The following is a 13,216-nucleotide window of genomic DNA, read 5'->3' on the forward strand; positions in this document are numbered from 1 at the left end:
CAGCAGGCGGGGGATGTCGATTGATGAAGGGCAGCATTTGGTAGTGGACGAGGCAACGAGTCCCTTGCGTGGGGAAGGACTCGTCACCTCGTCCACTACGGTTCAGGTCCTGGGCGAAGGACGCCTCGAAGACGTCAGTGATAAAACGACGTCCCCCGGGAGGGTCGAGCGAAGCGAGGGGAGGGTTCAGCAAAACGACACGACCAACCACATTCATCGGTGATTACGAAGGGTCATACGCCAAGTTGGGCGACAACCATCGCTCGACTTCCGAAATCGGCCAGCCTTTGCGAGCCGCGTACGATTCGATTTGGTCCTTCGTCATCCGGTCGACGGTGAAGTACTTGGCATCGGGGTGCGAGAAGTACAAACCACTGACGCTGGCTCCCGGTGACATCGCATAACTCTCGGTCAGTTGGATGCCGGTGTTCTTCTCGGCGTCCAACAAGTCAAACAGAGTTCGTTTCTCAGTGTGATCGGGGCACGCCGGATAGCCTGCCGCCGGTCGAATGCCACGGTACTTTTCCGCGATCATGTCTTCGTTGGACAAGTCCTCTTCCTTGCCGTATTGCCATTGCTGGCGAACCTGTTGATGCAGGTACTCCGCAAAGGCTTCGGCACAACGATCCGCCACCGCGGAGGCGATGATCGAGCTTTCGTCGTCGAGTTCCTTTTTGAATCGCATCGACAATTCTTCGGCACCCAGTCCAGCGGTCACGGCAAAGCCACCGAGGTAGTCCTTGCGACCGCTCTCAACCGGTGCGATGTAATCGGCCAACGAACGATAGTCCTTTTGTCCGCGGCGTTCCCATTGCTGGCGTAAGCAATGGAATCGCGTGCGTTCTTCCGTCCGAGATTCATCGGTGTAAACGATGATGTCATCGCCATCGGACGCCGCCGGCCAGAACCCGTACACACCTCTGGCCTGGATCAGTTTTTCGTCGATGACTCGGTCGAGCATCTTGTTCGCTTTCTCGAACACCTCTTTGGCGATCGGACCGACCGTTTCATCTTGGAAGATTTTGGGGTACTTGCCCTTCAATTCCCAAGTCATGAAGTACGGCGACCAATCGATGTATTCGCGAAGCGTTGCCAACGGGAAATCATCGAGCACCTTCGTGCCAATGAACTCGGGCTGGTCGATGCGAACCGTTTCCCAATCCGTTTTGAATCGTTTCTCGAGGGCCTGTTCATAGGGCACCAAGGCCTGCTTCCGCTCGCGGAAACTGCTGACCAACTTTTCTTGTTCCTTGACGTTGGCTTCCAAGAAAGTATCGCGAGACTCATCGCTGAGCAATTTCTCCACGACACCCACGCTGCGACTGGCGTCCAAGACGTGCAGCACCGGACCATCGTAAGCCGGTGCGATCCGAACCGCCGTGTGCTTGGCACTGGTTGTTGCACCACCGACCAACAAAGGTTTCTTCATGCCAATGCGTTTCATCTCACGAGCAACGTGAACCATTTCATCGAGGCTGGGTGTGATCAGCCCCGACAAACCGATCATGTCGGCGTCGTGCTTGACGGCTTCCTCCAGAATTTTTTCGCTGGAAACCATCACGCCCAGGTCGATCACTTCGTAGTTGTTGCACTGCAACACAACCCCCACAATGTTCTTGCCGATGTCGTGCACATCGCCTTTGACCGTCGCAATCAGGAACTTCCCGCGAGCTTTGAAATCTTGCGTGCCCGCCTCGATCTTTTCCTGTTCCATGAACGGCTCGAGGTAGGCCACTGCCTTCTTCATCACGCGGGCGGATTTGACGACCTGAGGCAAGAACATTTTGCCTTGCCCAAATAAATCACCGACCACGCTCATCCCAGCCATCAACGGGCCTTCGATGATGTGCAAGCATTTGTCGTAGTGCTGGCGGGCCTCTTCGGTGTCTTCGACGATGTACTTGTCGATGCCTTTGATCAAGGCGTGCTTCATCCGTTCTTCGATCGAATGCTCACGCCACGCCAAGTCTTCGCCGGATTTCTTCTTGCCGCTGCCTTTCACGGTTTCGGCGAAGTCCAGCATGCGATCGGTGGCGTCGTCGCGTCGATTCCACAGCACATCCTCGACACGTTCGAGCAAGTCCTTCGGGATCTCTTCGTAAACTTCCAACTGCCCCGCGTTGACAATCCCCATGTCCAAACCGGCTTTCACCGCTCGGTACAGAAACGCACTGTGGATGGCTTCGCGAACCGGATCGTTGCCGCGGAAACTGAAGCTGATGTTGCTGACCCCGCCACTGGTCTTCGCGCCCGGGCATTCCTTTTTGATCCGCTCGACCGCGTTGACGAAATCTACCGCGTAGTTGTTGTGCTCCTCCATCCCCGTGGCAACCGTCAGGATGTTGGGGTCAAAGATGATGTCTTCGGGTGGGAAGTGGACTTGGTTGACCAACAAGTCATACGCTCGTTTGCAAATCCGAACCTTGTTGTCTTCGTCGGCAGCTTGGCCCTCTTCATCAAATGCCATCACCACCGTTGCCGCACCGTATTGACGCACCAACCTTGCGCGACGGAGAAACTCTTCCTCGCCGTCCTTGAGAGAGATCGAATTGACGATCGCTTTGCCTTGCACGTTTTGCAGACCAGCCTCGATGACTTCCCAGCGACTGCTGTCGATCATCAATGGAACCGCAGCCACCACCGAGTCACCGGCAATCAGCCGGAGAAACCTGGTCATCGCTTCGACGCCATCGAGCAATGCATCATCGAAGTTCACATCAATGATCGTCGCACCATTCTCGACTTGTTCACGCGCGACCTCGACCGCCTCGTCGTACTTTTCGTCCCGAATCAAACGAGCGAACTTGCGACTGCCAGTGACGTTGGTACGTTCACCAACCATCGTGAACGGGATCTCGGGACGCATCACCATCGGCAACTGACCTGACAAACGAGTCCATACCGGACCGCCCTTGTCTTCTTGCTTCGGTTTGCAGTCCTTGACCCGTTCCGTCATCGCCCGGATGTGGTCCGGGGTTGTCCCGCAACATCCACCTAAAATATTGATCCAACCGTTGTCGGCGTACTCGCCAACGATCTCTGCCATCGGTTTGGGGGCCAAGTCAAACGCACCCATCTCATTGGGCAATCCAGCGTTGGGGTGACAACTGATGGGCAGCCCAGTCGCTTTGGACATTTCCTCCACATGCGGACGCATGATGTCCGGTCCGAGAGCGCAGTTCATCCCGATCGAAAGCATGGGGAAGTGCGACAACGCAGTGACAAACGCCTCGACGCTTTGGCCGCTGACAAACGTCCGACCGCCATTGCCAAACGTCCCAGAAACCATCACCGGAACTCGGCGACCTCCCTCGTCAAAGTAACGCTGGATCGCGAACAGACATGACTTCAGGTTCAACGTGTCGATGGCGGTTTCGGGCAGCAAGATGTCGACGCCCGCCTCGCACAATGACTTCACTTGGGCGTAGTAACTGTCCGCCAACTTGTCGAACGTGGTGGCACGAAACGCACCGTCATCGACATTTGTGCTGATTGCCAACTGCATGGTCGTCGGTCCAATCGACCCGGCCACAAAGCGTGGTTTGTCGGGTGTCTTCTCGGTCCATCGATCCGCGGCTTTGCGAGCGCACGCGACCGCGGCCACGTTGATCTCATGAACGAGTTCCAGCGGCAAACCAAACTCGACCATCCCGATGGGTGACGCACCGAACGAGTTCGTTTCCACGATGTCGCTGCCCGACTCGTAGTACTGGGAGTGGATCTCGGTGATCTTCTCGGGGTGAGTCAGACACAGGATGTCCGAGAAATTCTTCAGGTCTTTGTTGTGCTCGGCGAACCGGTCTCCGCGCACCGCCGCTTCGTCCAACCCCAGACGCTGGATCATCGTTCCCATGGCACCGTCAAGCATCAGAATGCGTTCACGGATGAGTTCGGCGAGAAGCTGGTCAGTTGAAGAAGCTTGCAACATGGATAACCCAAAAGCAGGCGGAGGGATGTGAATCAAAAAGAGTTGCGAAAAGACGAACTTTTCCGGCACCTTTGAACCGATATCTTCGCCGCCGGCCAACAAACGAGCAACCCGAACGGCGGAGACGAGAACATTTTTCAAATGGCGTGACGAGTGCAACCGTAGCTCGGTGGCCCTCCACCGAGATCAGCGCGGGACCGGCAGCGGTCCGCTAGGCAACAGTTCGCCGCTCGATCAAGACACACCCATCAGCCTTCAGGTTCCCTTGCCTGCGTTGCGGGCTAGGATGTGGCTGGCGCGGGCTCCTCTGTGCCACCCCCCTTCCCCACACGACATTTCTCTATAGAGAAAACCATCATGTTGATTGACTCGCACCACCACCTTTGGGCCTACGATCCAGAAGAATACAGCTGGATCAGTGACGACATGAGCGTCCTGCGCCAGGACTTCCTCGCCGCTCAACTTCGTGAAGTTGCTGCCGAAAGCGGTGTCGATGGCTTCGTCAGCGTCCAGGCTCGGCAATCAAAGCAAGAAACCGAGGACCTGCTGAAAATCGCCTCCGAGGAACCTCTGATTCGCGGCGTGGTGGGCTGGATCGGCTTGGCCGACTCGGACGTCGAATCTCAGCTGGAATCTATCTCTGGGCGATCCAAGCTGGTTGGGATGCGACACGTTGTCCAAGACGAACCCGACGATCGCTTTCTGGATGGCGAAGCGTTCAACCGTGGCGTCTCGCTGCTCGGCCAACACAACCTGGTCTATGACGTCCTGATCTTCGCCAAGCAACTTCCCGCCGCGATCGATTTCGCGGACCGGCACTCGAATCTGCCCATGGTGGTCGATCACATTGCCAAGCCCAGCATTTCAGCTGGCAAGATGGATCCCCAGTGGGAACCGCATTTCAAAGAACTCGCTCGCCGCGAACATCTGACCTGCAAATTCTCCGGCGTGGCCACCGAAGTTCGCGACGCGGACTGGGACATCGAAACCATTCGCCCGTACTGGGACGTGGCTTTGGAAGCGTTCGGGCCACAGCGTCTGATGTTTGGCAGTGACTGGCCGGTGTGTTTGCTCCGCACCGGATACCAGCAATGGCTGGACACCGTTCGTGAACTCGCTGCGGAATTGAGCGAGGACGAACAAGCCGCCTTCTTTGCCGGCAACGCGATCAAGGCATACGGGCTGGACGCCTAAAGATGTAGCCGGATTCGCCAAGAATTCGGACCGCCCACCAATTCGCGCATCGGAATTCTGGCGAACCCTGCTGCCACCCACTTCACAACCCGAATGCGTGAGCGAGGGACCACACTGACTTCCTGGCAAATCCAGTTGTCAAGCGATGTAGGCCAGGTCTTACCTGGCAACCAGCCGATGCTTTGGAACAAAGCGAGGCGTCCAGCCCGCCCCCGCAAGACTCAACGCGGTCCGGCCAATCACCCAGCCAGGGACAACCTGGCCGACAGCGACAACGTCATTGGCCAACACACCTCCCGTCTCCGATGTCGCCCGAACCTGCCCCCTCAACCCGACATCTCGGGGTTGAGGCTGGGGTCGTTGTACATCTTCATTTGCCGGTACGTCTTGTGCCGTTTGCGACCAGCGAAAATGTCATCGATCAGCGTTTGCAGCGATCCCGAGAGGTCCGCGTGCTGGACTTGGCAAAGCAACCACCTCGCCTCCACCTTGGCGCGATGTTCCGCCCCCACGTCTTGCCGTAGCAACTGCTCGGCGTAATGAAACAAACGCAGTGACATGATCGACAGTCGATCGATCGCACTACCAGGTGTCTCGGTGTTGATCGGAGCGTCTTCGGGAACCGCAACGCCTGATTGCTGGATGGATTCCGTGATCGCATCGTCCAGTTTTTCAATCCAATCGTTTCGCTGTTGATTCAGCCGATCGATGGAGCGTTTGACTTCGGCGATGCGAGCGTCGGTCACGTTTGGATTGCGTGCGACGTCTTCTTCGTGCCACAACTTGAAATTGAAAGCGTGTTGTTGGCACACCCATCCCAGCCAACCCGAGTGCGGGTTGGCCATGGGTTCATCGTGCCACCGGCGGACGCAATCGATTTGCAATTGCGTCCAGTCTTCGACCGAACCGGTGACCGTTGGAATGCGACCTGGATCTTCCGTGGGGCCGCCCACCGGATCAAACTTCTTTTTCGTCGATCCAGTTCATCATCCGGCGAAGGCCGAGACCAATTTGCTCGACACCGTGCTGACGTTCGCGACGACGGGTGGCCTTGAAGAAAGGAGCACCCGCACGGTTTTCGCTGATCCACTTGCGAGCGAACTCGCCTTGTTGGATCTCTTCGAGAACCTTCTTCATTTCGGCTTTGGTTTCATCGGTGATGATCCGTGGGCCGGTGACGTAATCGCCGTACTCAGCGGTGTTGCTGATGCTATAACGCATGTAGCTCAGACCACCTTCGTACAACAGATCGACGATCAACTTCAGCTCGTGCATGCACTCGAAGTAAGCCATTTCAGGTTGGTAACCTGCTTCGACCAACGTTTCGAAACCGGCCTTCACCAATTCGCTGACACCACCGCACAAGACAACCTGTTCGCCGAACAAGTCGGTTTCGGTTTCTTCTGCGAAGGTGGTTTCGATGACACCACCGCGGGTTCCGCCGATGCCCTTGGCGTATGCCAAACCAATTTGCTTGGTGGTTTCGGAGGCACCTTCGCCCAGTGCGATCAAGGCAGGCACGCCGCCGCCCTTTTCGTACTCGCTGCGGACCAAGTGGCCGGGGCCCTTGGGAGCGACGAGCAACACATCGATGCCCTTTGGAGGATCGATTTGGCCAAAGTGGATGTTGAAGCCGTGCGAACACATCAACACGTTGCCTTCGGACAGGTTGTCGCGAATCGAATCGCGATAGATGTCCGCTTGAACTTCATCGGGGAGCAACACGTTGACAACGTCGGCGGCCTTGGTGGCGTCCGCGATCGACATCGGCTTGAAACCGTGCGAGACCGCCAGATCGTAGTTGGCACTGCCGGGACGTTGGCCGATGATGACGTCGCAACCGCTGTCACGCAGGTTTTGAGCTTGAGCGTGTCCTTGCGAACCGTAACCCAAGATCGCGACCGTCTTGCCTTTCAGGTGGGATAGGTCGGCGTCGTTTTCGTAGTAAATGGTGGCTGCCATCAGAAGTCACTCAGGGTGTGTGGGGAAAGGATGAGTTGGAAGGGATCGGAACAGAATCGGGGTTAGGCTTGGACGGTTTCTGCAGTGGGCTCACTCGAAGTGATTTGCGAACCACTGCGAACCATCGCGATGCGGCCCGTGCGGACCAATTCGACGATGCCGTAGCGATTGATTCGTTCGATGAAAGCCTGGACCTTGTTGGCTCGGCCGCTGATTTCGATCATCACTTCCCCTTCGCCGACATCGACGATTTGTCCGCGGAAGATATCGACCAATTCGCGAATTTCGCTGCGGATGCCTCCCGCAGGAGCGGTGACTTTGACCAGCAGGAGGTCGCGTTCCACGTAATCGTTGGAACTGATGTCGAGAACTCGCACAACCGTGACGATTTTCTCGAGTTGTTTGCGGACTTGATCGAGGACTTGGTCGTCGCCGACAACGACAAACGTCATTCGCGAAAGCGTCGTGTCTTCGGTTTCACCGACAGCCAACGAATCAATGTTGTAGCCGCGGGAAGCGAGCATTCCGGAAATGTGTGCAAGCACTCCGGGCACGTTTTGAACGAGCGCCGAGAGCAAATGACGTTGGTTGGGACTGGCCATGGAAATGCCTGTGAGTCGCCATGTGAGAGCAAAAAAGATCGCCAATCGCGTCGAAGACGCGACAAATACAAGGGAAGGGTCGCGATCAAGAGCGACGCATGATAATTTTGGAGGTTGACGCTGCCAAGGGCTGCGAGCCAAACGCAGCAAACTCGCTGCTTGATCAGCCGGGACAGACCACTTTCAGCCCTCAAATGTTCGCGGACGCGTCGTCTCGAGCCGAGATTCCGCCCGAACCTGCTGGCCGTTCGAACCTGCGACTCGCGTTTTTGTCCCTTCTTCACCCACTTTCAACCCTTTTTGCCCCCTGAGCGACCCGTCGCATGAGCTTTCGCATCGATTTGCCGGTCTATCGAGGGCCAATCGATCTGCTGCTGTACTTGGTTCGCCGCCAGGAATTGTCGCTGACGGAGATGTCGCTGGCCAAAGTGGTCGACCAATACATCGCGCACCTGGACGTGCTGCAGGAGCTCAATTTGGGCGAAGTCGGCGATTTCCTGGAACTGGCCGCCACCTTGGTGGAAATGAAAAGCCAGGCGGTCCTGCCCAAAATCGAGGACGAAACCGCAGAAGAAGCGGTCGAGGACACCCACGAGGCACTGGTCGAACGCCTGCTTCAATACAAAGAGATTCGCGATGCGGCGGCGGTCCTGGACGAAATGTCCGCTCGCTGGCAGACCCGGTTCGAACGCGTCGCCGACGACCTCCCCAACCGCCGAAACGACCCCGCCGATCAACCCATCGTCGAACTCGAAATCTGGGACTTGGTCAGTGCCTTTGGGCGGATCATGCGTGAATCCGCCGGCCCGCCGCCCACCGAGGTCGTCTACGACGACACCCCCATTCACGTCTACATGCAAAAGATCCACAAAGAACTGGCGGCCCAATCCCGCGTGCCGCTGGTCGATTTGGTGCCCGCCGGGCAGCATAAATCGGCCTACATCGGTTGGTTTCTGGCCATGCTGGAACTGACTCGGCACCACGGTGCCGCAGTCGACCAAAACGACCTCGGTGAAATCGAAGTCGTGCGAACCGACCGCTACTCGGATAACTTGAACGTCAACGAAGTCGACAACTACGGCACCGACTCGATCGACAACAGCAACATGCCGATCCGGATGCGTTGATGGTCGATAACATTCCAATTCTCTCGCACGTCCACGATGGCTTGACGATCGAGGGCTACTCCCGCGCCGCGGTCCAAACCTGCTGGCGCGTCAACGAACTCAAGCTGCTCTTCGATGTCGGCGTCCAGCCCTGGGATTTCATGGGCACGCCGACGATGTTCATTTCGCACGCGCACCTGGATCACATTGCGGCCCTCCCCGCATACGTCTCCCGGCGACGGATGATGAAGATGGATCCGCCGGTCATCTACCTCCCCGACTCAGCGGTCGACATGGCGTGGAAGATGTTGCAAACCTTCCGCAGCCTCGATCGCGGTGCGATGCCCTGCGAATTGGTCGGACTGCTCGATGGAGACGAAACCAACATCGGACGTGAATACGTCATCCGTTCCATGAACGTGCATCACACGATCGATGCACTGGGGTTCGTCGTCTACCAACGACGACACAAACTCAAGCCAGAGTACTTGGACCTACCCGGCGAAAAGATTCGTGATTTGAAGATCGCCGGCACCGAGATCACGACCGAGCAACGCGTGCCAGTGTTCGCTTACACCGGCGACACGTCACCCAAAGGTTTGGACAACAACCCCGAGTTCTACGAGTCCAAGATCTTGATCAGTGAACTCACGTTTGCTGCGCCCGAACATCGGCGATCCAAGATCCACAAGCACGGTCACATGCACGTGGATGACTATTGTGAAAGAGCGGGCAACTTCAAAAACGAATTGATCATCGGATCGCACGCCAGCACGCGTTACACCGATGTCCAAATCCGACGCTTTGTCAAAAAAGCCTTGCCGGGCATGTTGGACGACCGGCTGAAACTTTGGATTTGACATGACGCGTGTTCCCCCAGGCGGCTGGCCCCAACCACAGTCGCTGTATGTGCACGTTCCGTTCTGTCGTCATCGTTGCGGTTATTGCAACTTCAGTGTGATCGCCGGACGCGACGAGTTGCAGGACCAATACCTGGATGCCATCGAGCGAGAACTCGCAGGCATCACACGTGACGGTGCTCGTCCCGATGAACTGCCGCTGCAAACAATCTTCTTGGGCGGTGGCACGCCAACGCGATTGTCCGCCGCACGTTTGCAACGACTGCATCGAGCCATCGCGGAGGCCTTTCCGATCGCGGACGAGGCCGAGATCACCGCCGAAGCCAACCCCGAGGACATCACGCCCGAATGCCTGGATGCCTTGCAAGCCATCGGCGTGAATCGAATCAGCCTCGGCGTTCAGTCGTTCAACGCCGACAAATTGCGATGTCTCGAACGAAGCCATGACGAATCCATCGCACTTGATGCGATCGAAGCGGCTCACCAACGAGTCGGCAATGTCTCGATCGATCTGATCTTTGGTGCCCCGAACGAAACCCTCGCGACGTGGCAAAATGATCTGTCGATCGCCGCAGCCTCCTCGATCTCGCATGTCTCCACCTATGCCCTGACGTTTGAAAAAGGCACCTCGTTCTGGTCGCGACGTTCGCGAGGTGATCTGTCGGAAGCCGACGAGACGCTGGAACTGCAAATGTACGAAGCGGCGCAACAACAGTTCTCCACAGCCAGTTGGCAGCAGTACGAGATCAGCAGCTTCGCCAGAGAGTCATTCAGGTGCCAACACAACTTGGCCTACTGGGCGGGACGTGGATGGCATGCCGTTGGCCCCGGTGCCGCTCGCTTCGTTGACGGCCGACGCGAAGTCAATCATCGCAGCACGACGACGTACCTCAAACGCATGCTTGCGAGCGGAAACGCGACCGATGAAACGGAAACCATCACGCTGGAACAGTACGCGCGTGAACTGGCCGCGTTTGGCGTGCGACAACTCGACGGGATCAACCTTTCCACAATTCACGACCGCACTTCGATCGACTTAGAAGCATTGCTTGTTGAAACGTTGACGAAGCTTCAATCCATGGAATTGGTCACGCACCAGAATCATCACCTGCGACTCACCCGTCGCGGCATTCTGTTCGCGGACACCGTCGCATCCGCTCTGCTGTCCGAGCCGAATTAGAACCGTTGTCCTCCCCTGTTTGCGTTGCTGGGTTGCTTCGCCGGTAAGCGGGATGTGCATGAGTGGAACTACCGTGCCCTCACTTCACACGACAAGCACGTCGGCAGGAATGACCGGGCACAACCATGTGAGCCGTTTGGGCGTTCGCCCCGGTTGCATGTGGCAGCAGTGGCATCTACCGAAACAGTCCAAATGCCAAAGGACTCCTGCCGACCTGCTCAATTGTTCTCGGGTCCAAAGAAGCTCATGGTACCTGTCGCCAACGGCAGGTCGCTGGCGGGAAACGTTCCCTCCGCCACGCTGCGATGCGGAGTCCCGGTTGGTGAGTCTGGTATGCGTCCCGCAAAGAAGAACCCGTAGCTCCTCAGCGTGTCCCAGTCGTCGGAATGAACAAAGAGATGAGTGGGAATCAACTTTTGATAATCGCTCCCTCCTTCCCGATTCACGGCTTCATTGTGGCCTTTCGCGGCCGCGAATCGCCGCTGCAGATCTGCGCGAGCTTCATCAATTTGAGCGTAGGTGTAGATCGGTGAAGAGGGGTTCTCTCCGCCAATTCGCAGGCTGGTGCGAGTGAAACCGTAGGTTTCTCCTAGCAGTTCGAAAAGCTGCAGAATTCTTTCGGGTCCAAAGTGAGCCAGACCGTACAGTTTGTCTTGACGGGCCGGTCCGTGGAAATGGTCGTCCATGTAGTAGAGCTGGCCCTGTTTGCTTCGACCGCCCTCCCCCTCGATCACTCCGGCTAAGAAATTGGGATTGCGGATCGCGTCTCTCAGAAGCTGTGGATCTCCTGGGTTTCCCCCTGGCAGCGAATGGTTCCAAAAGTCCCAAGGAGCTTTGATCTTCCGTTTATCGGGTTCGCCATCCGTGTTCCCCAATTGCATGCCAAGCTCGGGAATCGCCAACAGTCGTTCAACGACAGCTTTGTATTTCGCATGACGCACCTCCGATCGAATTCCGGTTCCTCGATCGGTATTCAATGGCTTGCCGTCGGCCCAGACCCAACCCAAGAAACGAGACAGATCGGCTTGTTGCTGGGCCGTGAGGTCGCCGTACTCACCGGCTGGAGCTGTTCCAGCCATCACAACGGATGCCAACAAGACACACGCAAGGCACCTCGCCCATAGGTCTAGAACAGCGATCTTTGAGACAAGGAAACTTCGCATTTCAGATCCATCACGGATGTGCGTCAAATACAAAAACGGTCCCCGCATTCTAGCAACATTTGCCTTCGACGAATCACGCTCAACAGGCTCTCAAATTATAACATGGAAGTGTGAAAGCTAAGCAGGTCGGCAGGAATGATCGGGCATCATCATGTGAGCCGTTTGGGCGTTAGCCCCGGTTGTACGTGGGAGCAACGACGCTTACCGAAACAGTCCAAATGCCGAAAGACTCCTGCCGACCTGCTTAACTTCCACGAATGAGCCAGCCATCCCAAACGAGGTGAACTTCCGCATCATTGCTTAACGCGTTGGAAGACCGTTGGTTTGAACCTGGAAAATGGTTCGGCAGAGAACGCTGCCTGACGGAACAATGGGGGACAATGGTTCGACTCTGGGGAAGCGGCGTTCAGCCCTGTTTGCGTTTGCGATACTGCGTCGGCGACATGTTCATGATGCGTTGAAAGCTACGGCTGAAATGCGCGTGGTCATAGAAGCCGCAACTCTGTGCGATCGCAGTCACACGCTCATCCGATTCTCGCAACTCACGCGCCGCGTTCTCAATTCGAACGCGAATCAAATACTGGCGTGGCGAGGCACCAAACGCCAATCGAAACCGCCGCTCAAAGTGACTTGCTGACAACCCCGCCATCTCGGCCAAGTGCCCGGTCGGAATGTCTTCACGGTAGTGAGCGTGGATGTACTGCATCACCTTTGCCAACGAGTCCGCGCTGCCTGATTGCATCCGCTCGACTTGTCGCGAAAAACCGGCCACACCGATCACGCGCCCACGACGATCCTTCAGTGGAATCTTGCTGGTCGTGACCAACCGGGGCGAACCAGCTTCTTCGGGCGCACTTTCGATTCGGTTGACGATCGCTTCCTTTGACTCCATCACCTGCAAATCGTCTTCCCGGTACTCATCCGCCCGCGTCTTGGGAAAGAAGTCGTGATCGGTCTTCCCGATCGCCTCCGACTCGGACAGCACCCCGCAGTATTCACAGCCACGACGATTCAGAGCCATGAACCTGCCCTCGCGATCTTTGACGAAGAACGACACGTCGGGCATCCAATCAAACAGCTTCAGAATCTCCTGTCCGGGAGCCAATCGATCGAAAAACCCTTGTCTATGGAGTGTCTTTTTCATGCTGTTTTTTTACACAAGAATAATCGCTCAATGCAAGACAACCAAGTGTTTTGCAGCCAAACTGGTCTCCGAATCAA

General features: G+C 56.7%; 11 protein-coding genes. 5 read left to right on the forward strand and 6 right to left on the reverse strand.

The genetic code is table 11. The features are described 5' to 3' along the window. Positions 1–223 precede the first annotated feature (223 nt). Positions 224–3,928, reverse strand: a complete 3,705-nt coding sequence (metH, locus tag UH5x_RS16485; RefSeq protein WP_047817608.1) for a methionine synthase — start codon at positions 3,926–3,928, stop codon at positions 224–226. Positions 3,929–4,285: 357 nt separating this feature from the next. On the opposite strand from metH, the gene UH5x_RS16490 reads away from it, so the two are divergent. Both UH5x_RS16490 and UH5x_RS16495 read left to right on the forward strand, forming a co-directional pair. After that, complete coding sequence (locus UH5x_RS16490; protein WP_047817562.1) at positions 4,286–5,122, forward strand: amidohydrolase family protein; 837 nt, start codon at positions 4,286–4,288, stop codon at positions 5,120–5,122. A 163-nt stretch (positions 5,123–5,285) separates the two neighbouring features. Next, entirely contained in the window at positions 5,286–5,471 is a 186-nt protein-coding gene (locus UH5x_RS16495; RefSeq protein ID WP_150122731.1) for a DUF1589 domain-containing protein, read from the forward strand. Here the strand turns inward: UH5x_RS16495 and UH5x_RS16500 are convergent. The 3 genes from UH5x_RS16500 to ilvN all read right to left on the reverse strand — a co-directional run bounded on the left by UH5x_RS16500 (position 5,449) and on the right by ilvN (position 7,686). Then, positions 5,449–6,075 (reverse strand): DUF4254 domain-containing protein, encoded by a 627-nt coding sequence (locus UH5x_RS16500; RefSeq protein ID WP_482633058.1) that lies wholly within the window; start codon positions 6,073–6,075, stop codon positions 5,449–5,451. The two genes, UH5x_RS16495 and UH5x_RS16500, sit on opposite strands and share 23 nt — an antisense overlap. Before the next feature lie 4 nt (positions 6,076–6,079). After that, on the reverse strand, positions 6,080–7,084 hold the full coding sequence (ilvC, locus tag UH5x_RS16505) for a ketol-acid reductoisomerase (RefSeq protein ID WP_047817560.1): 1,005 nt from the start codon (positions 7,082–7,084) through the stop codon (positions 6,080–6,082). A 62-nt stretch (positions 7,085–7,146) separates the two neighbouring features. Beyond that, on the reverse strand, positions 7,147–7,686 hold the full coding sequence (gene ilvN, locus UH5x_RS16510) for an acetolactate synthase small subunit (RefSeq protein WP_047817559.1): 540 nt from the start codon (positions 7,684–7,686) through the stop codon (positions 7,147–7,149). Positions 7,687–8,009: 323 nt separating this feature from the next. On the opposite strand from ilvN, the gene UH5x_RS16515 reads away from it, so the two are divergent. Genes UH5x_RS16515 through hemW form a run of 3 tightly spaced genes read left to right on the forward strand, consistent with a single transcriptional unit; the run spans position 8,010 to position 10,832 of the window. Further along, a complete protein-coding gene (locus tag UH5x_RS16515) occupies positions 8,010–8,813 on the forward strand; it encodes a segregation and condensation protein A (protein ID WP_047817558.1) in 804 nt (267 codons plus the stop codon). Continuing rightward, positions 8,813–9,652, forward strand: coding sequence for an MBL fold metallo-hydrolase (locus UH5x_RS16520; protein WP_047817557.1), 840 nt, complete (start codon positions 8,813–8,815; stop codon positions 9,650–9,652). Before UH5x_RS16515 ends, UH5x_RS16520 begins: the two co-directional genes overlap by 1 nt. Before the next feature lies 1 nt (position 9,653). After that, a complete protein-coding gene (gene hemW, locus UH5x_RS16525) occupies positions 9,654–10,832 on the forward strand; it encodes a radical SAM family heme chaperone HemW (protein WP_482633059.1) in 1,179 nt (392 codons plus the stop codon). A gap of 218 nt (positions 10,833–11,050) precedes the next feature. Here the strand turns inward: hemW and UH5x_RS16530 are convergent, their stop codons facing one another. Both UH5x_RS16530 and UH5x_RS16535 read right to left on the reverse strand, forming a co-directional pair. Next, positions 11,051–11,911 (reverse strand): hypothetical protein, encoded by an 861-nt coding sequence (locus tag UH5x_RS16530; protein ID WP_482633060.1) that lies wholly within the window; start codon positions 11,909–11,911, stop codon positions 11,051–11,053. 490 nt (positions 11,912–12,401) lie between these two features. Then, on the reverse strand, positions 12,402–13,139 hold the full coding sequence (locus UH5x_RS16535) for an AraC family transcriptional regulator (RefSeq protein ID WP_047814672.1): 738 nt from the start codon (positions 13,137–13,139) through the stop codon (positions 12,402–12,404). Positions 13,140–13,216: the final 77 nt, after the last annotated feature.

The sequence above is a fragment of the Rhodopirellula sp. UH5 genome, from assembly GCF_056839225.1.